23 protein-coding genes are annotated in these 26,852 nt (G+C 46.9%); 16 read left to right on the forward strand and 7 right to left on the reverse strand.

Going from position 1 to position 26,852, the window contains the following annotated elements; translation table 11 throughout:
* The first annotated feature begins 250 nt into the window (after window positions 1-250).
* Window positions 251-1,639 carry a YjiH family protein gene (locus HWX64_RS12450; RefSeq protein WP_175989885.1) on the forward strand — a complete coding sequence of 463 codons (1,389 nt, stop codon included), beginning with the start codon at window positions 251-253 and terminating at the stop codon, window positions 1,637-1,639.
* 180 nt (window positions 1,640-1,819) lie between these two features.
* Entirely contained in the window at window positions 1,820-3,022 is a 1,203-nt protein-coding gene (locus HWX64_RS12455) for a PLP-dependent aminotransferase family protein (RefSeq protein WP_175989886.1), read from the forward strand.
* A gap of 46 nt (window positions 3,023-3,068) precedes the next feature.
* Here the strand turns inward: HWX64_RS12455 and HWX64_RS12460 are convergent, their stop codons facing one another.
* Window positions 3,069-3,686, reverse strand: a complete 618-nt coding sequence (locus tag HWX64_RS12460) for a sterol desaturase family protein (protein WP_175989887.1) — start codon at window positions 3,684-3,686, stop codon at window positions 3,069-3,071.
* A gap of 222 nt (window positions 3,687-3,908) precedes the next feature.
* Here HWX64_RS12460 and HWX64_RS12465 point away from each other — a divergent pair, with 222 nt between their 5' ends.
* Complete coding sequence (locus tag HWX64_RS12465) at window positions 3,909-5,951, forward strand: EAL domain-containing protein (RefSeq protein WP_175989888.1); 2,043 nt, start codon at window positions 3,909-3,911, stop codon at window positions 5,949-5,951.
* Between the two features lie 72 nt (window positions 5,952-6,023).
* The gene (locus HWX64_RS12470; RefSeq protein WP_254871142.1) at window positions 6,024-6,644 is read left to right on the forward strand and encodes a DUF3298 and DUF4163 domain-containing protein; all 621 of its coding nucleotides are present in this window, start codon (window positions 6,024-6,026) and stop codon (window positions 6,642-6,644) included.
* Between the two features lie 35 nt (window positions 6,645-6,679).
* Here HWX64_RS12470 and HWX64_RS12475 read toward each other — a convergent pair whose 3' ends face one another.
* Entirely contained in the window at window positions 6,680-7,933 is a 1,254-nt protein-coding gene (locus tag HWX64_RS12475; RefSeq protein ID WP_175989890.1) for an Nramp family divalent metal transporter, read from the reverse strand.
* A gap of 276 nt (window positions 7,934-8,209) precedes the next feature.
* Window positions 8,210-8,701, reverse strand: a complete 492-nt coding sequence (locus HWX64_RS12480) for a hypothetical protein (protein ID WP_175989891.1) — start codon at window positions 8,699-8,701, stop codon at window positions 8,210-8,212.
* 175 nt (window positions 8,702-8,876) lie between these two features.
* Between HWX64_RS12480 and HWX64_RS12485 the strand changes: the two genes are divergently transcribed.
* A complete protein-coding gene (locus HWX64_RS12485) occupies window positions 8,877-9,131 on the forward strand; it encodes a YuzF family protein (protein WP_175989892.1) in 255 nt (84 codons plus the stop codon).
* Between the two features lie 270 nt (window positions 9,132-9,401).
* Here HWX64_RS12485 and HWX64_RS12490 read toward each other — a convergent pair whose 3' ends face one another.
* On the reverse strand, window positions 9,402-10,310 hold the full coding sequence (locus HWX64_RS12490) for a Gfo/Idh/MocA family protein (protein ID WP_175989893.1): 909 nt from the start codon (window positions 10,308-10,310) through the stop codon (window positions 9,402-9,404).
* Window positions 10,311-10,431: 121 nt separating this feature from the next.
* Between HWX64_RS12490 and HWX64_RS12495 the strand changes: the two genes are divergently transcribed.
* The 8 genes from HWX64_RS12495 (at window position 10,432) to HWX64_RS12530 (ending at window position 19,882) form a co-directional block, all read left to right on the forward strand.
* Window positions 10,432-10,947 carry a CBO0543 family protein gene (locus HWX64_RS12495; RefSeq protein ID WP_175989894.1) on the forward strand — a complete coding sequence of 172 codons (516 nt, stop codon included), beginning with the start codon at window positions 10,432-10,434 and terminating at the stop codon, window positions 10,945-10,947.
* Window positions 10,948-11,225: 278 nt separating this feature from the next.
* The gene (locus tag HWX64_RS12500; protein ID WP_175989895.1) at window positions 11,226-11,642 is read left to right on the forward strand and encodes an NUDIX domain-containing protein; all 417 of its coding nucleotides are present in this window, start codon (window positions 11,226-11,228) and stop codon (window positions 11,640-11,642) included.
* Window positions 11,643-11,901: 259 nt separating this feature from the next.
* Entirely contained in the window at window positions 11,902-13,428 is a 1,527-nt protein-coding gene (locus HWX64_RS12505) for an NAD(P)/FAD-dependent oxidoreductase (RefSeq protein ID WP_175989896.1), read from the forward strand.
* On the forward strand, window positions 13,428-14,897 hold the full coding sequence (locus tag HWX64_RS12510) for an NAD(P)/FAD-dependent oxidoreductase (protein ID WP_175989897.1): 1,470 nt from the start codon (window positions 13,428-13,430) through the stop codon (window positions 14,895-14,897). Before HWX64_RS12505 ends, HWX64_RS12510 begins: the two co-directional genes overlap by 1 nt.
* Entirely contained in the window at window positions 14,890-15,735 is an 846-nt protein-coding gene (locus HWX64_RS12515) for a phytoene/squalene synthase family protein (protein WP_175989898.1), read from the forward strand. Before HWX64_RS12510 ends, HWX64_RS12515 begins: the two co-directional genes overlap by 8 nt.
* Window positions 15,736-16,332: 597 nt before the next feature.
* A complete protein-coding gene (gene zupT, locus HWX64_RS12520; RefSeq protein WP_175989899.1) occupies window positions 16,333-17,130 on the forward strand; it encodes a zinc transporter ZupT in 798 nt (265 codons plus the stop codon).
* Window positions 17,131-17,441: 311 nt separating this feature from the next.
* The gene (locus HWX64_RS12525) at window positions 17,442-18,419 is read left to right on the forward strand and encodes a DUF3231 family protein (RefSeq protein WP_175989900.1); all 978 of its coding nucleotides are present in this window, start codon (window positions 17,442-17,444) and stop codon (window positions 18,417-18,419) included.
* 152 nt (window positions 18,420-18,571) lie between these two features.
* Complete coding sequence (locus HWX64_RS12530; protein ID WP_175989901.1) at window positions 18,572-19,882, forward strand: uracil/xanthine transporter; 1,311 nt, start codon at window positions 18,572-18,574, stop codon at window positions 19,880-19,882.
* Between the two features lie 113 nt (window positions 19,883-19,995).
* Here the strand turns inward: HWX64_RS12530 and HWX64_RS12535 are convergent, their stop codons facing one another.
* On the reverse strand, window positions 19,996-21,126 hold the full coding sequence (locus tag HWX64_RS12535; RefSeq protein ID WP_175989902.1) for a M14 family metallopeptidase: 1,131 nt from the start codon (window positions 21,124-21,126) through the stop codon (window positions 19,996-19,998).
* A 459-nt stretch (window positions 21,127-21,585) separates the two neighbouring features.
* On the opposite strand from HWX64_RS12535, the gene HWX64_RS12540 reads away from it, so the two are divergent.
* Both HWX64_RS12540 and HWX64_RS12545 read left to right on the forward strand, forming a co-directional pair.
* Window positions 21,586-22,767, forward strand: a complete 1,182-nt coding sequence (locus tag HWX64_RS12540) for a ParM/StbA family protein (RefSeq protein ID WP_175989903.1) — start codon at window positions 21,586-21,588, stop codon at window positions 22,765-22,767.
* Window positions 22,768-22,776: 9 nt separating this feature from the next.
* Window positions 22,777-23,376, forward strand: a complete 600-nt coding sequence (locus HWX64_RS12545; RefSeq protein WP_175989904.1) for a hypothetical protein — start codon at window positions 22,777-22,779, stop codon at window positions 23,374-23,376.
* Between the two features lie 166 nt (window positions 23,377-23,542).
* On the opposite strand, the gene HWX64_RS12550 is transcribed toward HWX64_RS12545, so the two are convergent.
* Together HWX64_RS12550 and HWX64_RS12555 are read right to left on the reverse strand one after the other, a co-directional pair.
* Window positions 23,543-24,748 (reverse strand): IS4 family transposase, encoded by a 1,206-nt coding sequence (locus HWX64_RS12550; RefSeq protein ID WP_175986849.1) that lies wholly within the window; start codon window positions 24,746-24,748, stop codon window positions 23,543-23,545.
* A gap of 180 nt (window positions 24,749-24,928) precedes the next feature.
* A complete protein-coding gene (locus HWX64_RS12555; protein WP_175989905.1) occupies window positions 24,929-26,260 on the reverse strand; it encodes an APC family permease in 1,332 nt (443 codons plus the stop codon).
* Between the two features lie 130 nt (window positions 26,261-26,390).
* Here HWX64_RS12555 and HWX64_RS12560 point away from each other — a divergent pair, with 130 nt between their 5' ends.
* Window positions 26,391-26,759, forward strand: a complete 369-nt coding sequence (locus tag HWX64_RS12560; RefSeq protein ID WP_175989906.1) for a DUF488 domain-containing protein — start codon at window positions 26,391-26,393, stop codon at window positions 26,757-26,759.
* Window positions 26,760-26,852 lie beyond the last annotated feature (93 nt).

Raw genomic sequence — 26,852 nt, forward strand, 5'->3', positions numbered from 1 at the left:
AATAGCATTGGTGAAGGAACCTTCGATCTGATTTTGATCGGAGGTTCTTTTTGTGGCTTCTCCATCAGAGTCATGATAACAACATAAAAATACAGCCGGTAACGAGCGGAATCTACTAATATAGTCAAGAGAATCTATTATTTCTTAAAAATATGGTTGTATAATTATACAGTAAGATGTTATCTTATTTATATTCAGAAAATTTAACGAACGAAATAAACAATATTCACGGAAACGGGAGGGTTTGATTATGCAGGCAGAAAAACTGCAGCACGTCGAGGCGGTAACAGGTAAAAAAGAGTATACAGCAAAGCAATATTTGAAGTTTTGGCTGCCTTCATTATTGGGGGTATTGCTATTTCTTGTTCCCATTTCGATTGACGGCAAGGTGACGATCGGCCTTGGGATCCTGGCGGACGGACTTCAGGCGATGATTGGTGATTATATTCCTGCCATTATGACCGGTATCATCGGTCTATCTGCGGTTGCCAGTTTAGTCGTCAGATTCAGTGACATTCAATTGGTCAAGAAGAGTCCATTCCTCACGGCTTTATTCGATGTTACGCCGTTTTGGCTGGCGCTGCGCTGGATCGGTGCGCTGTTCGCGGTCTCGACCTTCCTTAAAGTCGGTCCTGAATACATATGGTCGGAGTTCACAGGCGGGGTGGTCCTGTATGATTTGATTCCGGTGCTGATGGTTTGGTTTTTATTTGCCTGCTTATTCATGCCGCTGCTGCTTGAGTTCGGCCTGATGGATTTCTTCGGTACATTGGTTCGGAATGTAATGGTGCCTCTGTTCAAACTTCCAGGCAGGTCCTCCATCGATGCACTGGCTTCGTGGATGGGAAGCGGGACGGTCGGCGTCTTATTGACGACACAGCAATATGAAGGCGGATATTATACGAAAAGGGAAGCTGCAGTCGTTGCGACGAACTTTTCGATTGCGTCAATCGCCTTCAGTCTGGTAATTGCCAAATTTCTAGCGATTGATCACCTGTTTGTCCAATTCTACTTGACGGTGGTCGTGACGGGAGTGATTGCTGCCATCATCTGTCCAAGGATCCCGCCGCTTTCCTTTAAAAAGGAAACGTATTATGAGCCGGTCGGGAAGCAGATCGAAGAGGATGTGCCTGAAGGGGTCTCCAACTTCCGCTGGGGTCTCGAAACCGCGGTTGAAAAGGCCGATGGGGTCAAAAGCTTCCGCAGTGTGATCGGCAGCGGGATTAAAAATGTGGTGGATATCTGGTTCGCATTGATTCCTTTGGTCATGGCCATCGGGACGGTCGCCCTCGTGATTGCTGAATTCACACCGATTTTTGATTATTTGTCGTATCCGTTCGTGCCCCTGCTGGAATTGCTGCGTATTCCTGAAGCACAAGCCGCCGCACCGGCGATGATTGTCGGGTTTGCCGATATGTTCCTCCCGGCTGTAGTAGGAAGCGGGATCGAATCGGATTTGACCCGTTTTGTGATCGGGGTCATGTCCCTGTCTCAGTTAATTTATATGTCTGAAATCGGGATACTCTTGCTGAAATCAAAGATCCCGATTTCGTTCCTGCACCTGTTCATCATCTTCTTACAGCGTACGATCATCACACTGCCGGTCGCAGCATTGATGGCGCATTTGTTTTTCTTTTAATGAATGTTTCACGTGGAACATCGGGACGGGACTGTACTATGAAATACAGCTTAAAAGTGTATAACCGAGAGCATTGACACCCGTCAATGCTTTCGTTTTTTTATTGCAAGTTCGGGTAGAAGCTCCGGGGTTCTTCCTATACAATGAAAATAAACAAAGAATGGAAAGGTGTTTGATCGTGTGAATCCCCAATCTTTTTTTTCAAAAGACATTAAATCCGCATTGCAAAATGATCCCCCGGGGGAATGGATGCCCGTCATCCCTGACGGATGCATAAGGCTCAGTTCCGGCTACCCGGATCCCGGGCTTGTCCCGGTTGAGGAGCTGAAGAACTCGGTTGTGAAGCTTTTGGAAGAGGAGAAAGATTTGCCGCTTCACTATATTGGCAGCAAGAAGGTCGAGGATTTAAAAGCTTTCATCCAAAACCTGATGGTGGACCGTTCCATGCTGGACGAGAATGATGAAGTCCTGATCACGTCTGGTGCGTGCCAGGGAATCGATTTGATCGCCAGGATCCTCATGGACGACGAGACGGTCGTGGTTGTAGAGTCGCCGACGTATATGGAAGCGTTGGAAATCTTCCAGAACTATACGAAGCACTTTATCAATATCGAAGTGGATGAACATGGTCTACGGACAGATGTATTGGAAGAACTGCTGGCTGAACGGAAAAGCAAGGGGCACAAGCTCCCGAAAGTATTGTATACCATTCCTACATTCCAGAATCCGACCGGGACGACCATGACATCTGAACGCAGGGAACATCTTATAAAGCTCGCAGGTGAGTATGATTTCATCGTGATTGAGGATGATGCTTATGGGGAAGTGCATTTCGATCAGGGGATGGATTCATTGAAGTCCCTAAGGAGCGGGGCTGATCCACGTGTATTGTATGTCGGTTCACTTTCGAAAGTGGTGGCTCCCGGAATGAGGATTGGCTGGGTCGCCGCGGATAAGGAATTCATTCAGGCACTCGCATGGTTTAAGAAAGACCTTGATCATCCCTTTTCACAGGCGAGCATGGGTGCATTTCTAGGCAACATGGATCTGGATGCACACTTTACCACCTTGAGAAACGTGTATCGTGAAAAGTGCAGCCTGTTGCTTTCCGAACTAGAACGGCATCTGCCGGATTCTGTTTCCTGGTACGTCCCCCAAGGCGGATATTTTGTATGGGTCAGGGTACCGGGTGCCGATACGTCGAAGATTTTGGAAGATTCTGTTGCTGAAGGCGTTTCCTTTGTTCCCGGCAAGTATTTCTTTTTGAATCAGGAAGAAGGACTGGAGTATTTGCGGCTTTCGTTCAGTTATGCAAGTGAGGGGGATATTTCGGAAGGTGTGAGGAGGCTTGGCCGGGTGATTAGGGCTGCGATTGATGGATAATAATTTTATGAAAAGCATTCATCTTCTCAAGGATGAATGCTTTTTCTTATGCCCGCTTCTCCAAATCCTTCACCGTCTCACTGGAATCCACTTCCTTCTCCTCTTTCAACGTCCCGAACAAGGCATCAATAAACGGGGTAGAGACACCGTACCAATAATTTTCGTTTTTGTAGTGATGCAGGACATGTGTTTTCTTCAGCCACTTGCCGAATTTAGTTTTCGGCTTGAGCGGCCGGTGGGCTACGTAGTGTTTCCATTCGTAGACGAAGAACATAATCAGGATCCCTGCGCTGAAGGCCAGGGTTGTGGAAAGGGAGCCTGTGATGAAATAGAAAATGAGGCTCAGGGCAAACAGGCTGGGTGCGCTGTACCAGATGGGAAGGAATAGCAGCTTCAGGTCATTTGGCTTCTTGTGGTGGTCATAATGGAGCCGTTTGATTAATTTTAAAAGGATGCTGTTCTTCGGGGCCTTAATGTGAAAGACGAATCGGTGGGTGAGGTACTCGCTGAACATGTAGGTGACAATCCCGATCGCAAGGAACAGAGGAGTGAAAGCTGTCGTGCCGGCAGTAAAAAGAAAGGCCAGTACGGTCAGAAAAATACCGGCCATGATCAAAATGTCGATGTGCAGGAAAAAGTCCCGGTAAATCCCTTTATTCTTCATGTTCATCTACTCCCGTCATTTTAGTTTCATAGCGTTTGGACTTTCTATTATACGCTGAAAACAGGACAAAACGCCTACTAAATTACAGAAAATTCATATTTATTTTTCTGTGTAGATGGCAGTTTACTAGTTGCTATCCCTATCTTTTTCTGTTGACTTTTGTATAATTTAACATGTATACCAAAATATTAATTTCAAAATTACGTTAAATGAGGTTGTTCTATGTTTTCATTACCGGAATCACCGGACATCTACGTCCTGCAAGGGGAATACTCCCTCCCTATGGTGGTGTTGTCGATTGTGATCGCCTGCTGTGCTTCTTATACGTCGCTGTCGTTGAATCAGCGGATGCAGCAGAGCAGTTTTTTTCATAAATCGTTTTGGCTGGTGCTGGCGTCGGTGTCGATGGGGCTCGGGATCTGGTCGATGCATTTTATCGGGATGAGCGCGTTCATGCTGCCTGTTTCGATGACGTACGATTCGTTCTTGACGGCTGCTTCTGTCATACCGGCTGTGTTTGCTTCTTATTTGGCCTTTTCGTTTGCCAATAGGAAGAAGAAGGGGCATGTGCCTGCGATCATCGCCGGGATCATCATGGGGATCGGGATATCCGCGATGCATTATATCGGGATGGCTGCGATGGAGATGAATGCGGAGCATGTGTATAAGCCGTTGATCCTCATGTCCTCAGTCATGATTGCGGTTGTCGTTTCCTATGTGGCTTTGTTCATTTTCTCCAGCCTGCAGAAGTTCATGGGAACCCAGTGGATTAAAATCCTCACATCAGTCCTGATGGGACTCGCCATCACGAGTATGCACTATACGGGGATGGCGGCCGTCGTCTTTTATACAGTGACTCCGGGGAATGGCATGCACGGAATGCATAAAATGGACATGCCGCTGCTTGTTACGGTTGTGACGGCAGGTATTTTCATACTGCTGGCGGTTTCCGGACTTGCCGGCCTTCTGGACCGCTATGTGGACCACCGCCTTCATCAGTACGACGCGCTCACATTGCTTCCTAATCAAAGACAGTTCGAACAGGATTTGAAGAACTCGAAGACGGCCGGGAGCCTTGCCATCATCCATATCCATGACTTCGAAAAGTGGGTCAGCGGCTATGGCTATACCTTTGGCGACGGCGTGATCAAAGCGGTCGGGGAAATCATTGAAGAACGAAAACTGCGCACTTCAAAAGTCTATCGGATCGAAGGAAACCGTTTTGCGGTCTATCACAGTGAAAAGCATGAGTTTGAAATATTGAAGTCATCTATGGAAAAGGTACTGTCTGAATTGAAGAAACCGTTGTTGATCGATGACTACCGTGTCGTCGTTGAAATGGTATGTGCCGCTTCCCACTGTGAGGAAGGTGACTGCAGCCAGCTGCTGGCCAATACGATGGCTGTTCTCCAACATCCTTCCATTCAATTTCGGCACGGAGTAATGGAATATGACCCTGCTGTTCATACGTACAGCTTTGAAAGACAGATCGTTCAGGATATCAATCGGGCGATCGAATTCGATGAGCTGTTCATGGTCTATCAGCCGAAAGTGCTGCCCGTCACGGGGGAAGTAACGGGCGTTGAGGCGCTGCTGCGTTGGGAGCACAGGGTACACGGGATGATTTCACCAGGTGTATTCATCCCTGTTCTTGAAGAGAACGGAAAGATCTTCGAGGTGACGGACTGGGTCATCGAAACGGTTTTCCGTCAGGTCTCCAGCTGGCTGGAAGAAGGTGTTGAATTCAAGCGGGTATCCATCAACATCCCGGGGCAGTATGTGACCTCCTCCAGGCTGCTGTCGGTCCTGAGTGAGGGGTTGAGGAAGTATGGAGTCGACAGCCGCTTCATCGAACTGGAGATTACGGAAACGAGTGTCATCCATGACATCGATAACGCCATCACTGCCGTCGGACGCTTCAGGGAAATGGGCCTGTCCGTTGCGCTCGACGATTTCGGGACCGGGTTATCATCCCTCTCATATTTAAGAAAAATCCCGATTTCAACGATTAAAATTGATAAATCGTTCGTGGACGGTGTCCCGCTTTCCGAGAAGGATTCCGCGCTGCTGAGGGCGATCATCACATTATGTTCTTCCTTGAATCTCCGGGTGGTCATCGAAGGAGTGGAATCGCAGGAACAGATCGATTTCATCATGTCGATGATCGAGCGCCCTCACATTCAAGGCTATTATTTCTCGCCTCCGCTGCGGGAGGGAGAGTTAGTGAGCTGGATGGCAGAACGGGAGCTCACAGGACAAGTATAAATTCTGGATTCCGTGGTCACGGGGATCCCCCTTTTGAATACGATGGGTTAAAAAGAGCAGAGGATGATTACATTGTCCATATCGTTTCCAGTAAGTATAAAAACGAGGATGATCAGCAGCGGACCTAAGCAGACGGTCTATTATCCAAAAGCAGTGGAAATGCAGAATCGGGAATTACAACGATTCATCAACCGTTCCATTGTCCATGAGACCCAGAACCTGATCCATGAGCAGGCCGGCAATATGCCGACGAGCGTGGAGGAGATGCTTGGGTCATTTGAAATCAAGAACAACCAGCGTGAGGTACTGAGTCTATCACTCTCGAACTATACGTATCATTACCAGGCAGCGCACGGGCTGACGATCATCAAGTCGCTGACATTCGATCTCGGGAAAGAAAAGCTTTGCAGTTTGAAAGATTTATTCAAGCCCGGCAGCGGGTATGTGAAGAGGATCTCGGACCTGGTGGCCCAGCAGATCAAACAGCGGGACATTCCGCTCCTCGGCGAGTTCCAGGGCATACGCCCCGACCAGGATTTTTACATCGCTGACAAGGCGCTGGTGGTCTATTTTCAACTCTATGAAATAACGCCATACGTCTTTGGATTCCCGATGTTTCCGATCTCCGTCTATGATCTGCAGGACATCATTGAGGAAAGCGGCCCGCTTGGAAGGATGGCAGTCAATAATTAAGCCGCGGAGGCATGCTCCACGGCTTTTTTTCATTATTAAAAAATAGAAATCAATTTCGTCACTGCAAGGATCGCGAATAACAGGATACACGCAGCAAATACAAAATTAGCCAATGGACTGTTGCGGTAGTCCTTGTCCACTTTCTTTGAGTTTAACAGCCAAATCAGGCTGAATGATAAAAACGGCATGAACAACGCACCCAATGCTCCGTATAAGATGATCAGCTGGACCGGTTTACCGAAGAACAACAGCAGCAATGGCGGAAAGGTGAGCCATGCCAGGAAGAGGCGGTATGCCGGGTCCTTTTCCGTTACAGGCCGGTCGGTCCGTTTCTTTATAACCCTTATGAAATCGGCGAATAGATAAGGGACCCCGTTCCATACACCGAGCAGGGATGAAAATGCCGCAGACCAGAATCCGATCAGGAACATCCACGAAATGAATCCGCCATATTTATCCCCAAGCAGCCCCGTCAGTTTGATCAAGCCTTCTTCCCCTTCAATTTCTACGCCTGTCCCATATAAAAATTGGCTCCCCACGATGAGCAGGGCGAGAGTGAAGATAGCCGTCATCGTGTAGGCTGCCTTGGAATCGAGACGCATCGTCGGAATCCATTCCTTCCCGCTCCAGCCCTTTTCCTTCAGCCAATAGCCGTAAGAGGTCATCGTGATCGTCCCGCCGACTCCCCCCACTAATCCAAGGGCAAGGAGGAATGATCCTTCCGGAATGGTCGGGACAAAGCCTTTCATGAACTCACCGAGGTTCGGCAGGAATAAGGCTGCCGAACCCACGACTGTTACAAACATAAGCCCGATCAGAAACATCATGACCTTTTCAAATATCAGGTAGCGGCCGGTCCACACCAACAGGAAGCCTGCAATGGCATGAATGACTGCCCACGCCCAGAAAGGCATGACCGGAAACATCGTGGTCATGGCAAGCGCACAGGCCGAGGCTGCGGCAGCCCCGTAGACGAAACCCCAGATGACAGCATATATACCGAAGTATCCGGTCGCCCATTTCCCCATCTCCTGCCAGCCTTCAAGAATCGTTTTCCCTGTGGCAAGGTGCCAGCGTCCCACCCCTTCATTGAGGAAATGCTTCAGGATGGAACCGACCACGATCGCCCAGACAAACACGAGCCCGAAACCGGCTCCGGCCACCAGGGCAGCAACGAGATCCCCTGTGCCGACCCCGGTTGCCGCTGCAACGAATCCAGGACCGATCAGGGCGGCCCGTTTTTTAAAAGATTTAGGTGCTGATACATTCGTGTTCACTTCAAGTGACATCGTTTTGCTCCTTCCTTGATGTAAGCGACTACATTTTTATGTACGGAAAGCAATTATGTAGTAGAAAACAACCCTATATACAAAAAATTTAGAATATTAATACTTTACTATGTTAAACGTTTTTGTACAATCGTTACAACCCATCTTTCTGGTAATTAAGGCAGAGGTCTGATAGCCGCCGGGTCTTAGTACTCCTGTTATTCTTTTGAAATAGTTCGTATTGACCAAAAAAACCGAACACCATCATGTTCGGCTTTTCATATCGGGGAATCAACGTTAACACCACACGATTATCTTATAAGGCGTGGTCTGTGCGGGGATGCTCATGGTAGAAGGACCATATTGAACAATCAGATTTCGGTTGGCAGGATTACCTGTGAAAAGCTGCCCATTTCGCAGAAGGATTTGGGTATAGGGTGAAAGATTCAGCTTCAGGAAGCCGTCACTGCTCACCAATTGAGAATTGAAATAATCAACTTTCACATTCCGGGACGGATTTTCCTTTACCATGATCAGTGCCCGGTATTGCGGCGGATAGATAAGCGGGACAGGGGCATTTGCATCATAGTATCCCGTCACTCTATCACCCGCTGCGACCATCTCGTGATCAACAAAATAAGTGGCCGGTTCCACTACGAAATTGACGGTGCCCCCTGTATCATCCACTAAAGAGATCAGTTTATAACAGCCTTCTCCCTCCCCGTTCTGCCCAATCAAAAAATCACTGATCGCGGTGATCGTCCCCTGAAAGAAATTGAAATTGATCATGTTGTGCACTCCTTCAAAATAACTTTGAATTTCAAGGTAATCCATATGCTTCATGGAGGATGAAAAGAACAAGTGATTCTTTATGGGAGGTCTGCTCAATATGAAGGTATGAGCCAGGCCCGGGGCATCATAAACATAAGATGTAAAAAATAGTAAACAGTCTGGAGGTAAGTGAATGTACAGCATGTATCCGTATCGAACCAACCCGCAAGTACCTTCCAATGGACCGATGCAAGTGGTTGTAGTGGAGCCTTATGTATATGCTGCCCTTAAAAGTCTTATCGGGAAAAGAGTGGTCATTGATACATCACGGGGCTCGGTAAGCGGTACAGTGGCTGATGCTAAGCCTGATCATGTCGTGGTGAAGGAGCATGATTCTTCTTTCTTTGTCCGTATTTGTGAGATTGTGTGGATTATGCCGGAGGACTGAAGCCATTTAAAAAAGTGTCTGCCGCTCGTGCGCAGACACTTTTTATATGTTTGGGTAGTTTTAAACACTGCTGTTGATTTCCGTGGTAGACTTCGCTTTCCGCGGGTAGCCCGTGAACCTCCTGTCCTTTTTCAGGGGGAGGAACTGTCCAGCTGCAGGGCTTAGAGGCACATGTCATAAGCAAAAACGACCAAGAAGGCAAAGAGCGCCTTCCAGGCCGATTCGTCTTATGCCACACGCCTCTCTTCAAAGCCCTTCCTCTTTTCTTCATTAAGCCTGCGAGTCGATTGATTTAACGATCCTCTCACAGATTTCATGGGTGATGAGGGAATCCTCGATCGAAGGGTCCGGTGTCCGGTTGTTTGCAGCACAGTCGATAAAGTGATCGACCAGCTGGTAGAATCCGCGCTTATGGAGGGTCGGTTCCCAGTCACCGAACTTGGTGATGCTGATATCTTTGTTATGGTAATGAGTGGTTTCAACCAGGCTGTTGACGACATATTTGTGATGTCCGGTATGATACTCGATGGTTTCTTCCGTCACCCCGCCATTTCGGTTCATGATGCCGATGGCTGTGCAGCCATCGCCGAGCAGCTGGATGACCAGGTGGTGGAGCTCATCCCCGTCTTTCAGGCATTCCACTTTGACATTTCGGACATCCGTATTCATCAGGAAGCGGAGCGTGTCGACTACGTGAATGAAATCTTCAACGACAAATCTCCTTACATGGTCAGGGGATGCGAACCGGTTCTTCTGCATCAGGATCAAGCTTGCTTTTCCATGTTCCTTCAGCTCATGTACACGAGGGATGAAGCGTCTGTTGAATCCGACCATGGCGATTTTGTTTTGCTCCTTGGCGAGACTGACGATTCTATCGGTTTCCCCGAGGTTCATGGAAATCGGCTTGTCGATGTAGACATGAATCCCGCGTTCAAGGAGCTTCTCCGCTATTTCAAAATGGGCTTCCGTTGCGGTGCTTATGAAAGCAGCGTCGATTTCTTTTGTGATCAATTCATCTATTGACTGGACCTTCTCCTCGATTCGATACTTATCCGCCAGTGTGTTCAGCGTCTCTAAGTTTCTTGTACATAGGACAAGCTCGATTCCTTCCTTTTGGGATAGAACGGGTAAGTATGCTTTTTTTGCGATATCGCCTAAACCGATAATGGCTATTTTCATCAAAATGCCTCCTGTCTGTTTTCTCATTACCCTGAAGATTGGCACGGTAACGGCTGGACTTTCGTATAAATTCTTCTAAATCGGTCAATGATGATGACAGCAATGATAAGTAGGTGTGTATATGTATTTACTATTGGTGATCGTGGTTTGGATTCTGTTTGCATATAAATTCGTTGATTGGTCCCAGTGGGGAAAACAGTATCCGACGCTATTATTTTTCATGCTGGTCAACTTTGTATACAATTATTTTTATTATGACTATACTCTCTGGGCCTTCAGGGGTGTGACCGCAGAGTGGCTGAATCATTCCATCATCAACACGGCGTTTACTTTTTTTATCTGTCCGGTGGGCCTCATCATTTATCTTCAACGTTTTCCTGAAAAGAGAACCAGCCAGCTTCTCTATATTTTAATATGGACCGCATTTTATACTGCCATTGAGGCCCTTTTCGCTCACAAAGGCATGTATGTGTATGACCATGGATGGAATGGATGGTGGAATATCCCGTTGAACCTTATATTGTTCAGTGTACTGTATCTGCATTACAGGAATCCACTGAGAGCCATTGGTGTGTCGGTTTTACTTGTGGTCGTCTTTTATTTAATATTCCCGTTCCCTTTGGAAAGTTTAAAATAATCTGGGGTGTGACGTCATGTTAATCCAAAATGTTCTTTCAGTACCGGTCTTCTTAATCTTATTATTCGCCACGTACATGGCGATGTGGCTGTATTTAAGGAAAAAAGCCGTTAATAAAAGCAAGCACGAAGAATAGACAAGGTTTTTCCCTGCAAATGATCAATCTCCTTGATGAAAGAATCTTTCTTTCATCTTATTTTATTTGAGGACAAGGCGTCCGTTTTTCCAAAATATTCTATTAATTGTGGTAAGATAATACGAAAAAGGAGTGACCTTTAGTGAATAAGGAATTCGAAGCCCGCAGCCGTCCGAGAGCATGTGCTGCAATCATCAAAAACGATCATATCCTCATGGTGAAAATGAAGCGCGGGGATAAAGTATGGTGGTCACTGCCGGGCGGAGGACTGGAAGAAGGGGAAAGCTTTGAAGAGACCGTTGTGAGGGAAGTGAAGGAAGAGGTAAATCTTTCCGTGAAAGTGGACCGGCACTTATTTACCTATGACTACGGTGCGGGGGAATGCCGCGTCTTTTCAACCGATCTTATGGGCTCCCATGTTCCGCAGCTTGGTTACGACCCGGAATATGCCGGGGATGAGCAGAAGCTTCAAGAAGTAAAGTGGTGGCCGCTTGAAGCAATGAAGGATGACCTTGAAGTCTCCAGGGTCATTGAACAGATGAACATCATGACGAAATAGATACATAGAAAACCTGACTGACCTTCCATGATTCAGTCAGATTTTTTTATAGCCTCCCTTTAGTGAATTAACGCATCGCGGGACGGGCCTTTGGTGTATAGGGATTGTACAGGATGGTTAGGTGGGTTGCAGCCACAGATTCCTTTATTTACAGGGGTTTGGCTGCTTTTTCATATTTGAATAATGTTATTTGTGGCAATTCACTTTTAATATATGTATAATGATTGTATAACTTTTGTACGAATGGGAGGTCTTGTGAATGGGTAAGCGGATTATCGTGGTTGGAGCAGGTCCCGGCGGCTTGGCGGCTGCCATGCTTCTGGCCGGTAAGGGATATGATGTAAACGTTTTTGAAAAGCAGGATTATATCGGCGGCCGGAATGCGGAGATCCGCCTGGGAGATTACAAGTTCGATATGGGACCGACATTTTTATCGATGTTTCATATTGTCGAAGAGTTGTTCTCCGCTGCGGACCGGAAAGCGTCGGATTACATGGAGGCGGTCGAACTGAGGTCCATGTATGAATTGATCTTCGAGAACCGCAGAGTCGTCATGTCACGGGACCGGGAGCGCATGAAACAGGAAATCGAAGCCCACTATCCGGGCAATGGGGAAGGGTATGAACGCTTCATGAATGAAACGGCAAAGAAGATGGAGGCCCTTTCCCCGGTGCTGCAGTCGAAGATGGACCGCTTCATGCATTATTTTCAGCCCAAGGTGCTTCAGGCACTTCCGGAACTTGAACTCGGACGTTCCCTCTACGATGTGCTGTCGCGTTATTTCACAGAAGAGGAACTGAAGCTCGCCTTTACGTTCCAGTCGAAATATCTCGGCATGTCGCCGTGGGAATGCCCGGGTGCCTTCTCGATCCTTTCTTATATGGAACATGCCTATGGGGTCTTCCATCCGATCGGGGGCGTGAATCAGCTTTCGAAGGCGATGGCCCGGGTGACTGAGGAGCACGGCGGTAAGATCCATACCGGCTCCGGGGTGAAGAGCCTGTGGATCGAAGGAAAAAAGGTACGGGGTGTCTATCTTGAAGACGGCCGCAGCGTGGAGGCGGAAGAAGTCATCATCAACAGCGATTTCGCCCATGCGATGACAAATCTTGTCGATGGCAATCAGCTGAAGAAGTACTCGCCGAAAAAACTCGCGAAAAAGAAGTATTCGTGTTCGACGTTCATGCTGTATCTCGGTCTCGACACGATTTACAAGGATATGCCTCATCACACGATCGCTTTTTCAAAAGACTACAAAAAGAATGTCGAGGAAATCACGAAGGAGAAGATCCTCTCAGAAGATTCCTCCCTCTATATCCAGAATGCAAGCGTGACCGACCCGACGCTTGCTCCGGAAGGGAAGTCCACCCTGTATATCCTGGCCCCAGTGCCGAATAACTTCAGCGGAATCGACTGGGAACAGGAAAAAGGAACCTTTCGTGAACTCATTCTGAAAACGGTCGAAGAAAAGACAGGATTCAAAAATCTTGAAGCTCACATAGACGTGGAAAAAATGATCACACCGAAGAACTGGGAACAGGATCTCTACGTCTATCAGGGAGCCACATTCAATCTTGGCCATCAGCTCTCGCAAATGATGGTGTTCAGGCCTCATAACCGTTTCGAGGAACTGGAATCCTGCTGGCTCGTCGGCGGCGGTACACATCCGGGCAGCGGGCTTCCGACGATCCTTGAATCGGCCCGTATCACAGCTAACGGCATCCTGGAACAGGATCTGCAGGAATCGATCCCTGTATCTCCTCTTCCCATTATGGAGGGATTGTAATGAATACAGCGATCATTGGAGGCGGCGTCGGAGGGCTGATGAGTGCCTTGCTCCTGTCGAAACAGGGTGTAGAGGTGACCATTTATGAAAAAGAAGCACAGTTGGGCGGGAGATTGGCATTCGTGGAAAGGGACGGTTACCGGATCGACCAGGGACCGACCATCGTCCTTCTCCCCGAGATGTTTCAGGCCCTGCTGGAAGAAGCGGGAATTTCCCGGGACAGATACGAACTGCTCTTATGCGACCCGCTCTATTCCCTTCAATTCCCCGACGGCCTGACATTCACGAAATACCCTGATCGGGACCGGCACCTCGAGGAAATGGAGAACGTGTTTCCACGTGAGGTCGAGGGGTTCAGGCAATTTTTAAAAGAAGGAAAAGAACGGTTCCGGATCGGGAAGAAATCGTTCCTGGAAGAGTCATTCGTCAATCCATTTGATTTCTGGAAGCCGGGTAATCTCAAGTCGCTTTTCAAACTCAAACCCTATCAATCTGTCAAAACATTGATGTCCGGCTACTTTCAGGATGAGCGGCTGCAGACGATCTATGCGCTCCAGTCCCTCTATATCGGGGGAAATCCGTTTCAGTCGCCTGCCATGTATTCGCTCGTTTCCTTCGCGGAGCATCAATACGGCATCCATTACCTGAAGGGCGGGTATGCTAGCCTTGTCCCTGTATTGGAAGAAGAGCTCAGGAGACGGAATGTAAGGATCCATCTCAATTGCGAGGTGAAGGATATCCCGAGACAGGGCAAGCGGGTAACGGGAGTGAGGACAAGGGACGGTCTGCAACCCTATGATTCTGTCATTTTCAATGGAGACTTCCCGGGACTCGACCCATTGATCAAGAGGAAAGAAACAAGGGAATATGTACCGTCATCAGGTTGCGTGCTGCTGTATTTCGGCTTAAATAAAGTGTATGACGATGTCAATGTACATCATTATGTGATGGGGGAAAGCTTTTCAAAACATATGAAAGATGTGTTCGGTGATAAGGTAATTCCGGATGATCCCGCCATTTATACGTTTCATCCGTCCAAGATGGATGACAGCCTGGCACCAGAAGGCAAAGGCGTGCTGTATGCGCTCGTACCCGTCCCCTCTGACACGGATATCGATTGGGAAAACGAAAAAGAGTGGATCGATGGGCTAATTGACCGTTTGGAAAAACGGGCCTTCCCGGGGCTCCGTGAATCGATCGAATGGATGGAAGTCCGGACCCCGCAGGATGCAAAGCAATTCGGGCTTCACAGGGGCGGGAGCTTCGGCGTGGCACCGACCCTCCTGCAATCAGGCGTATTCAGACCCCAGGTCAAACCGTATCGCATCGGCAATCTTTACGCAGTCGGGGCGTCCATCCATCCCGGAGGCGGCATCCCGCTGGTTATGCAGGGAGCAAAACTTTTGGCCGATCAACTATTGAGCGATCAAAAAAATCCAGCGATAAAAGGAGTGAATGTACATGTATAGTGTCAAAGAAGCGTATAAACATTGTGAAAACATCATATCGCACCATTCCAAAACCTTTTATAAAGCCTTCTCCATGCTGCCGAAAAACGAACGCAACGCCGTGTGGGCCGTCTATTCCTTTTGCCGGAAAGTGGATGATATTGTGGATGAGGGGAGTAACCCCGAAGTGGAACTTGCCCAGTTCAAAACGGAATTCGATCTGTTTTTAAAAGGAGACTCTGATTCCGCGAACCCTTCATGGATGGCCCTCAATGATGTGTTCAAGCGCTATGAGATGAACGAACGTGCCTTTCATGACTTGATCAAGGGGCAGGAAATGGATTTAACGATCAACCGCTATGAAACCCTTGATGAGCTTCTGGACTACTCCTATCATGTCGCCAGCACGGTCGGGTTGATGCTCCTGCCGATCCTTGCCCCTGGTAAAACGGACGTGTTGGAAGAAGGTGGTGTGTCGCTCGGCCTCGCCATGCAGCTCACCAATATTCTGCGTGACATCAGTGAAGACCTTGAACGTGATCGGATCTACCTCCCCCGGGAAATCATGAAGCGTCATGGGGTTACGGAAGGGTCGCTCCGAGCCGGTATCGTCGATGCTTCCTTCATCGACATGTGGGAAGAAATCGCCGGGCATGCCGAATATTATTATGGTGAAGCGTTCAAGACGATGAAAGAATACCCGCTTTCATCCCGAATCCCGGTGAAGGGTGCTGCGTATCTGTATCGGGCAATCCTCCCGACGATCCGTTCGAAGGAATATACCGTGTTCGGTCAGAAACATTATGTAGCAGAGGAAACGAAGAAGGAAATTGTGGTTGGTTTGAGCTCACTTTGTTGATGGAAGTGGGCTTTTTTCGTTGCAGGGAGTGAGGGTGGATTGTTTGTGCCGGGGTGTGGTTGTTTGGGGGAGTAGTGCTGGTTTTTGGCACGATTTCTTATGAAATGTAGGTTAGTGGATGGTACTGGATAGTTTGGGCAGCGTTTATCGATGGGATGGTGGGTTTGCCCGGGGGTATCGGGAAGGGTTGATGTGTGGAACTCAGCCGATAAGGGCGTAATTTTCAATATAAGGTCGATATTTTCAGTTTAAGGGCGAAATCTCAACTATATGGGCGAACTACCGATTTTTCGACAATATTCGAGTGTTATATACCTGCACGCGTATGCAAAATTGGATCCCAAATATAAATCCATAAAGTCAGCTGATCGAACCTGCGCAGTATAACACCGCATGTATACCATATAATAAAAAACGAAACAGGATGTCGTCTGGCTTCGTCTCCCGCTCCTCCATTGAAGATGTATACATACAGGAACGGATATCCTTGTCACACCGGCTGATTCGGAACATCCGATAATCAATTCTTTAAAAATGGACAGCGGGGAAGTACAATAGGACTTATATGACATGCACTTATGATGAAGGAGAACATATATGGCTGAAAATTTACTATTGGCGTTCGGGTTAACATTGATGGCCGGGCTTGCGACCGGGATCGGAAGCTGTCTTGCATTCTTTGCCTCAACTACGAATACGAAGTTCCTGTCGATATCGCTCGGTTTTTCGGCCGGGGTGATGATTTATGTGTCGATGATCGAGATTTTTGTAAAGGCGCAGGATGCACTTGTATCCGCAATGGGCGTCACACAAGGGAACTGGGTGACGGTTGCAGGTTTTTTCGGCGGGATCATCTTGATTGCATTGATCGATAAGTTGATCCCGAAGCAGGGGAATCCCCATGAACTAAAGAAAGTCGAGGATATGAATAAGCCGGGAAATGCGAAGCTCTTAAAAATGGGTACATTCACCGCGCTCGCCATCGCAATCCATAACTTCCCGGAAGGAATCGCCACGTTCACATCCGCCCTGCAGGACCCGTCGCTCGGGATTGCCATTGCAGTGGCGGTCGCAATCCACAATATCCCGGAAGGAATTGCAGTGTCCGTTCCGGTTTATTTTGCAACGGGTGATAAGAAAAAGGCATTCAAGCTTTCTTTCCTATCCGGTTTATCAGAGCCGGTCGGAGCGGTGGTGGCTTACCTGGTTTTGATGCCTTACCTGAACGATATCATGTTCGGGATCATCTTTGCTGCCGTTGCCGGGATCATGGTATTCATCTCGCTGGATGAGCTGCTGCCGGCCGCGAAACAGTATGATGAAGCCCACCTGTCCATTTATGGGACGATCGCCGGAATGGCGGTTATGGCGGTAAGTTTATTGTTGTTTATTTAGTTTTAATGATTTATTGCTCCGCTTGTTCCTTAAAGAGTATGCTGGAATAAGGCTTTGCCGTGTATCCAATCAAAAATCAAAAAGTGTGACCGGCCAGGCAATTGTCATTAACGGCGGTTATACGGCTCAATAAACTCTTTACGAGGCTCCCGTCTACATCTGAAGACGGGATTTTTTTCATTTCTGAAGAGCCGTGCATTTTTTCTGCCGTGGGACATTTATGCTTTGACCCCAACGACCGAATGATTTCTTTCATAAAGCCCATACTACTAACAGTATGTAATACGAATAATTGTATGGAGGAAATGCCCATGCCCGAAAAACCGGCACTAACTTCGTCAGAACTGGGTGTGTTGTGGATCACCTATCAGCAAAAAACGATGATCAAACGAATGCTCGAATATCTGATCAACCACGCAGATGATGAACAGGCGAAAACGATCATGGAAGATTTGTATGATGAAATCAGTTCCATCCCTGATGAAATAAAGACCATGTTTCAGCAGGAAGGAGCAGCGGCCCCGATCGGTTTTACAAAGGAGGATGTGTCCCTCGATGCTCCTAAATTGTATGAAAATGGTTTCGATATCACTTTGATCCGTATGGTCCAGGAAATCAGTATGGGGATGCATACGCTGAATATCACGATGTCCTATCGCGAGGATGTAATCAAACTTTGCCAGAGGCTGACCGCCATCACGCAGAAATATTATGCGATCTGCACACATTATCTGCTTGAAAGGGGTCAGCTCAGCCGCTCACCATTTATTCCGATGCCAAAGTCGGTAGAATTTATTAAAGACACAAATTATTTAAAAGGCATGACCCCTATGTCCAAATCAAGACATCTGAACACGGTGGAGGTGGCCAACTTGTATCACGCTGTGGAAGCAAACGTATCCGGAATCATCATGATTGATGGTTTTGCGCAGGTTGCGCAGAAAAAAGATGCCCGCAAGTTCTTTGAAAGAGGCAGTAAAATTGCGAATGATATCGTCCATGACCTGAGTAAAAAGATGATGGAAAGCAAGCTTCAGGTCCCCGTTGCGGCCAATGGAAACGTCACAAATTCCACTACTCCGCCTTTCTCGGACAAATTGATGATGTACTGTGTCAGCTTATTCTGCAGCTTTTCTGTCGGAAGCGGATCGATCGGCACGGCTTTCAGTCTGCGGAATGACCTGCCAGCGAAAATGGTCATGATCATGCAGGATATCTTCAGCTACGCCCATGACGGAGCGAAAATCATGATCAAACACGGCTGGATGGAAGAACCGCCTCAGACTTGAAGCTGAGACACCTGGAAGGGATTTCGGGTGTCTTTTTTTATGTCCCCGACACCCCAGCCTCATCATATTGTCAAAAATTCTGTGAGTATAATAGGATTCCTGAGGGTTTCGTAGAATACTCTTACAGTAAGACAATGTCAGGAGGGGGACACATGAAACAATTATCAGCTGCCGAAACGGCATTCTCATCGGTGCAATGGCTGTTTTTTATATTTGCCAATACAGTGGTGGTCCCTATTTCTGTAGGGATGGCCTTTGATCTGCCATCTCATGAAATTGCCGTGATCCTCAGAAGTTCGCTCATCTTCACCGGGATTGCCTGTATGCTGCAGGGACTGATCGGCCATAAGTATCCGCTGATGGAAGGTCATTCAGGGGTCATGTGGGGAGTCGTGCTCAACCTGGCAGCAGCGGCACCTGCACTTGGAATGAGCCTGACATCGGTCGGCGGAGGAATTGCGACCGGGATGCTGCTGTCCGGAGCAGCGGTCCTGATCCTGTGGGCACTTCGACTTCTGTCCTTGATTCAAAGGATTTTTACACCGATGGTGATGAGCGTCTATTTATTCCTGTTGACCTTTCAGCTGATTCTGATCTTTTTTAAAGGGATGCTGACCATTTCAGAGGATGGAAGTTTGGTGCTTCCGGTCAGCTTGTTTTCCATTTCGATTGCGGTACTGGTCAGTCTTTTGAAAATAAAGGGGACGCCCTTTCTGAGTAATTTCTCGATTTTGATCGGGATGGTGGCGGGCTGGATTGGCTATCTTCTGTTATTTCCATCAGAATCGGAAGCCAGTGCAACAAGCGGGGAGTCTTTTTTTATTTTGTTTCCTTTCGGTACACCCAACCTGAATGCAGGTATCGTCTTCATCACATTTTTGGCAAGTTTGATGAACCTCAGTAATACGCTTGCTTCGGTGCAGGCTGCATCACAACTTTTCGGGGAATCGCCGGTTGAGAAGAGGGTCCACCGCTCATATGTATTATCCGGCATGTATTCAATCGTCGGCGCCTTGTCCGGTCTGGTATCTTATGCACCATTCGCATCTTCGGTCGGATTCCTGGAAAGCACGAGGATCTTCCGTATAAGGCCGTTTCTTATCGGCGGGGCCATTATGTCTCTTTTAGGGATTGTACCGTTCCTGGGGGGCATTCTGGCCACTCTGCCGATCACTGTCGGCAATGCTATCCTGTTTACCGCTTATCTGCAGCTATTCGGCACTTCGTTGAAGAGCCTGCAGGGAAGGGTGTTTAACTCTGTGACCATTTACCGGCTGGCTGCACCCGTTCTCGTCGGGATCTCAATCATGAATATGGATCCCCGGCTATTCACCAGTCTTCCGGTCTTTGTTCAGCCGATCGTGTCCAACGGCTTCATCGTGGGCGTCCTCGTCTCGATTGTCTTGGAAAAGATGGTGAATTGGGAAAAGGAAGAGGAAATGAATCAAACAGAATCGGCATGAAAAAGAGGGGAGGGGAGAAGATGCCCTCCCCGAAGACGAGAGAAAATAATAATTTTTAGAAAAATGCGGAGAAAAGGCTCCCGTCAGACACGTTCCTGACGGGAGCCTTTTATTTATTCTGCCGTTAAGATTCTTTCTTCTCCAAGAACAGATTCGATACCGAGGCGTCCTTCTTCCAAGACGGACTTCTTCCATTCGTCATTAAGGGGGTAGAACATCTCCCTGAACTCGGCGAGGATCCACTCCCTGTCATCCGGGTTTTCCGCTCCTTCCCAATAGAGCCGGTTTTCAAGGACGATGGTCATGAACTCTCTTAATTCAGCTTTTTTACCTGTACCGAATGTACCGAATTCGAAGAGGGCAGAGAACAAATAATTTGCTGGATATTTCTCGTTCTTCAGTTTATGAAAGTGGTTGGTAGAATCACCTTTCACCTTTTTAGGTGTAAATTTCTGGATGTTTTTCAAGTCATACTTTGCTTTTAGTTCCTCTTCTCCCCGTTCATCTTCAGAGGAGACGACCATGGTGATCTCATTTGAAGGTCCGAGGGCGGTGTGCCAGTCCATATGAATGACGCGGGGATACTCGGATAATAGCTGATTTTGTAACTTTTTCAGGAAAATTGACGTTTCTTCCTCTTTTTCGCCTCCATAATAGACACCGCGTTCAAACTCAAACTGCCCCATCCCTTTCGCTTCTTTGATGGCGCTGTATCCTTCTTCCGCCAGGGCCTTGACCAGCTGGGACTGCAGTTTCATCTTCTCTTTCGACAGGTCTGTGATCTTTCCGTCGGGCAGGAAGAGTTCACTTTCCTTTTCGTAGTACTTGTTGACATCTTCGGGTACATTGGAACGGTTATATAAGTAATTTCGATTTAGGTCGACATTATTTTCGGTCACCCGCCTGAAGTTTCTCATCCCCCAAGGATTAAGGGCGTGTATAAAGCAAATACCCGTAGTGGAAGGATCGACGCGGTGCAGGTATTCCTCGGTAAACAGGTGAATCATTGCAGCGCCTGCGTATCCTTCTATTCCATGTTCGCCAGTCGTGAAGAAGAGGACTTGATCATTCGACTCTGTTGCTCCCGAAGCAATCATATCGATTGTATTATCTTCCTCCTTTCCGATGGAAGTGGTCTTCAACTCTGCTTGAGGCCACTTTTCTTTGATTTTTTCCAGATGCCCGCGAAATGTATGTCTCGATTGTTCATAGTCAGCGGGAAAGTATCCTTTTCTTTCGTTCATAAAATCATCACCCTCATCTATGGTTTTTATCTTTTTCAACTGTTTTCTCTCAATAACTTTTTTACACACTACCCTTTTCCCGAATTGGTTTTTCATAAACGGATACTTTTTGTGTAATCCATTTTTTACAAGTGGTAGAATGATAGTTTTTATAAATCAAAAAGTACTAATTTCTAACCAATTAATGGTTGTTTACAAATTTGTATACTTGTATACATTTACGTACACAATTGTAGACAAAAATGTATACAAGTATACAAAGTCGTGTACATATTGTTATATATGGATGTGTACGATTTTGTGTACAACGAAACATAAATGTATACAAATAGGTCGAACATTACAGTTGTATGATAGAGTTGAAAGTAGGATTGACCGGAGGCCGGAAGTGTTTTAATCTTTGATTAAGAGTTTAAATTTTTTGATAAATTTTTACTTCTATATGAAAGGATGATTTTTTTGACGAACTCTCGAATTGCTGCAATTGATGTAGGTAATGATTCCCTTAAAGGTATTTTTGGAAAATTGGACAGCGAACTGAATATCCCCAATGTGATTGCAAGGGACATTGAAGATCGTCCGATTATCGGGATCGAGGAACTGGACAAGCAAGACCCTCTAGATGGAATACATATCCGCGTCCACTCCCCTGCCCTGCAGGATAACAATGCTATTTACCGTGTAGGTAATCTGGCAACGAAAAGCAATAACTCCACTGAATTGGATCCGGGGAGCAGTAAATCCGAAGAAGACCAAACACTGATCATGCTGTTTGCTTCATTGGCACTTGATGCTGCTGAACAGGATTCACTATTTAAAAAGAATAATAATGTCATAGAAGCGAACTATACGCTCGGTACAGGTCTTCCCCTTCGTGAAGTAAAGGAAGGTAAAGATGTCGGCTACCGTTCGAAGCTTCTTGGATCTGTCCACCAGGTTGAATTCCTTGTGACACCGCGCCACCAAGGCATCAAGGTGAATATTAAGTTTGATGAAGTGAAGGTGTATCCTGAAGGATTCGCGGCGTTCATCAATCTTGTGATGGACAATAACGGTAATATCATCAATAAGGACCTGATCGATAAGCGCATCCTAATCCAGGATATCGGCGGACTTTCAACTGATATCGCCGTGATCAAGAATCGTAAAGTGGATGATGACAAAGCACAGGGCTTCAACCTCGGTGTGTCTGAATCGCTTGAATTGATCCGTGAAGAAATCCGTTCGAAATACGGCATCGAGCTCGACAGCCGCCGTGACGTGGTGGAAATCATCACGAAGAAAAATGACCGCAACCACATCATGGTCAAAGGAAGCCGTACAAGCGTGCATGAAATCGTCGACCGTATCCTTGTGGAACTTGCGAAGAAGCAGTACCGCCACCTCCGCAATATGTGGCAGAAGAACTCACAGACGGAAATCTGCTACTTCATCGGCGGCGGATCCAGCGTTCTTAAGGAATATATCAAGACGCTCAATAACAACCTGGACGGCTACAACATCGACTTCTTCGAAGACGAAAACGAAAGCATCTGGATGATGGCTAACGCGTACTACAAACTAATCGCTGATTTTTCAAGAAAGAACCAACAGCAGAACCAAAAGAAAGAAGACGAGAAAAAATTAGCGAAAACCAAATAGGGTGATTGTATGAAAGAAAAGGGGATGTCAAGGGGGCAGCCGATCACGTTCCGCCTCCCCTCCGATACGCCTGATCATATTTTGAAGCATTTGCAGAAGCTTAAGGAAACAGAGAAGCGGAATTTCTCGAGCAAGATTGCAGAGCTTGTCGTAAACGGGATCAATGAGTCTGTCTCCAAGCAGCGTGAAGCGATAACCATTCCGCTGCCGAGGGCACTCGACAAGTCTCAGCGCGACTGGCTGAAGCATGAACATTCGGAGGCACTGCTCGGCAGCATCGTCTATCAGTTATTGACGAATCCTGTCAGGACCGCCTCCCTGCTTACCCCTCTCAACAGCAATGCAATGGATGTGGATGACGTGCTGTTCCATCAGGAGGAGACGGCTGCAAGCCGGGATTCTTCCCGTGAATGGTCGCTTGATTCGGTCATCGGGGATGATGAACAGGAGCCGGAAGTGGAAGAGAGATCTCATTCCACGGATGAAGACCTCGACGGCTTTGATTGGGAAAGTGCCATGAAATCGCGTCAGCCGGAAGAGGATGAAGAGCCGAAGGAAGAAAGCATGGAAGACCTGCTCGGCGACTTCCTGTCACAGATGAATAAATAATCGAAGGTTAAATTGAAGGCCCGTCCCACTAGCGTTGCACGAAAGTAATTAAATTGAATATATTCAATTATTTTACATCTATTTTGAGTTTCTAAATTAAAAAAGGGAAGTAAGGTGTTAACTCAACCTTGTTCCCTTTTTTTTACATATGTATAATGTGCCATTGTTATTTCTTCTTCGTTTTCTTTTCTTTCACCATCACAATCCCAGTATCACCAAAAAACAGATTCTTTTTCCCCAGAGGTTTTTGCACTTTCTGCCTTCCTTTGGATGGTTTCTTCCTTCGGTTTAACTCATTCAAGATTCTGTCTGCCGGTTGGAATAAATAAATCTGTAAGACTCGAAAGAAGTTCCATGCCGTCTTCGTTGAGTTCAGTTGAAGCTTGATTAACAGTGATAGCCCGTATGCGATTAGTGCTAGAAACATGTGATTCCAGATACCTTGCGGTTTGGTACTCCATATCTTTTTCATCTTGAGATGACCCTTTATCCATTTGAAGAAGAGTTCAATCAACCATCGGTTTTTGTAGATTTCGAGGATTTCCACATCCGTTAAATCAAAGCGAGTGGTCAAAATCCGATATACTTGATTCTTTTCATCGACAAACTCAATGTAGCGAACGGGTTCATTTGAAATACCAAAATTAACGGTCTCGTCTTTTAGAACAGACGAGTGAGTTGGTTCTCGTTCTTCCAATGTGTAAAGAACTAAGTTCTTTCCAATACGGGCAACAAAATCAATTTCTTTGTCCAACCAGTCCATCAAGTTTTTCTTCGATCCATACCCTCTATCCATGACATAGGTAGCGTTAGCCTCTTCAATGATGACATCTGAGCTTTCAAAGTCTGTCACATTACCCGTTGAAGGGACGATTTTATCTGGAAACACTGTATTTTTGGAAGTGACAACCAATCGTGTATGCATTTTAACAGCATTATGGCCCTTTGAAATAAAGGCCCAGTCACACATGTTTTCAGGTAACCGAAATTCTGTAGAATCCACGATGTTCAAACGTCCAATCGCATTCGAAATACCGTTTTGCTTCCGAGTGTAGTGACGAACTTTAGCCATTACTTTGATAAAAACACTTTGTACTACCTCGGTAGAAAGATCGTTGATCCGCCGGCTTATTTGAGAGCCACTAATCCCGTTGACATTCAATAGTTTCATTAGATCGGTATACGCTCGGATCTTTTCTTCAATATGAGAATACGAACTCATCTGATCCAGGTGCGCAGCCACACCTATCCTTAATAGGGCTTCGGTAGTCAGCTTCTTTCCATAATCAAGAAGAGGACATTGTAAATCTTCCGTAGGAAGTTGGGATAAACATTGACAAATTAACATTCTTTGACCTATACTTTTACTCATTGCGTGAGCTCCTTTTGTAGAAGATTAGGGAACGTTTAGGTCACTATCTTCTACATTAGGGCTTTTTTTGTTTTTGTAAAGAAATTTTACCATTTTGCGTTATTTTACATATTTTTGAAGTCGTGCAACGCTAGTGGGCCCGTCCCTCTCCGCTTTAAAGCGGTGAAGGACGGGCCTTTTTTAATGATCGTGTTCCGTGTCGGAATCTTCCTCTGGTCCATGATTTTTAAGGAAGAAATGTTCTCCGGTAAAAATCAGGATCATGAAGACTATGGAGACACCGACAACGAGCAAGTCGGATTGTGCTTTTACCCATATGAAGGCTGCCAGGACGATGCCATCTAGCACGAGGGCGGTCAGGACGATGGCCGGATTCGCCTTTACTTTGTTTCTGAGATGCTTGAACACGCCCCAGTGGACCATCATATCCATAACCAGGTAGAGGATCGCACCCATGGATGCAATCCTGCTTAAATCAAAGAAGATCGTCAGGAGCATCGCAGCCACAATGGTGTAGACCAGCGTATGCTTTTGAATCGATCCAGGCATGCCAAAATGCTTGTGGGGGATCAATTTCATATCCGTCAGCATGGCAAGCATGCGGGAAACGGCGAACACGCTGGCAATGATACCGGTGATCGTCGCGATGATTGCGATGATGACGGTAAACCAGAGCCCCATATCGCCGAATGCCGGCCTGGCTGCTTCAGCAAGGGAATAATCTTTCGCTTTGATGATTTCGGTAAGGGATAAATTACTTGAAACAGCCCATGCAAGCAGCAGGTAAACAACAAGGCTGATCAAAATGGAAATTGTGATTGCCCTGCCGACGTTTTTCTTAGGCTTCTTGATTTCCGATCCACTGTTGGTGATCGTGGTGAATCCTTTGAATGACAGGATCGTCAGTGCGACTGCAGCGACATAACTGGCTATTGAAGGGTCTGGCGGATTCGCTCCCCCTTCGGCAGGCTCAAAAGCAAAACCGGCCACCCATAAACCGGCGATTGCGAACACGGCCAGTCCGGCAATTTTTATGAGTGAAGCGATGCCGGTGAAGGTCTGGATAAAGCTGTTTCCTGATATATTCACCAGGAATGCAAACGTCAATAAGCCGACACCCAATAAGGGAATGAGGTAATCAGACTGCTTTCCATCCACCAGCTGAAGGGTGTAGGTACCGAATGTCCTTGCCACGAGACTTTGGTTGATGACCATTGAAAAGGCCATCAGCAGCGCGGCGGATGCGGTCAGCGTCCCCTTCCCGTAAGCTTTCACCAAATACATCCCGATCCCTCCGGCTGAGGGGTATTGGTTACTCATTTTCACATAGGAATACGCACTGAAGCCGGTCACCATTCCCCCGGCAATAAATATAAGCGGGAACCAGGCACCTGAAAGCTCAGCCACCTGCCCGAGCAGGGCGAAGATCCCTGCACTGATCATGACCCCGGTGCCGAGCCCGACTGCCCCGGTCAGGGTGATGCTGTCTTTTTTATAATTCGAATCAGACATATTTCCACCTCACTATATCTACGTTTTCTCGTCTATGCCTCTTGTATACCCCGGGAGTATGCAGTTTAAATGCAGAAATCGTTATTTATCAACGAGTGTGGGTATAAATACTGAAAAGGAGTGATAGTGAATGCCGGTAAAAATAAAACGAGCATACGAAAATAAATCGGAACAGGACGGGGTCCGGATTCTTGTCGACAGACTGTGGCCGCGTGGAAAGTCCAAGGAAGAACTGGACATCGATCACTGGATGAAACAAGCGGCACCCTCCCCCGAATTGCGAAAATGGTTTGATCACGATCCCGATAAATTTGATGAGTTTAAAGGGAAGTATAAAGACGAACTGCATAACGATGAAGACAAACAAAAAGCTATGGAAGAGCTGAAAAGGATTGTGAAGGAAGAAAATAAGGAAGTCAGCCTGATTTACGGAGCAAAGGATGAGAAGCATAACCATGCCATTGTTTTAAAAGAAATCCTTGATCGGCAGCAGGTGTAAGGGAAGAGTGGTTTAGAGGCAGAGTGTTGAATGGTTGTTCGGAAGAATGGATCAGTGTTGTTTACCGGATTGAGTGTGATAATAAAGTGGTGT

It is taken from the genome of Bacillus sp. Marseille-Q1617 (genome assembly GCF_903645295.1).
GTDB lineage: Bacteria > Bacillota > Bacilli > Bacillales > Bacillaceae_B > Rossellomorea.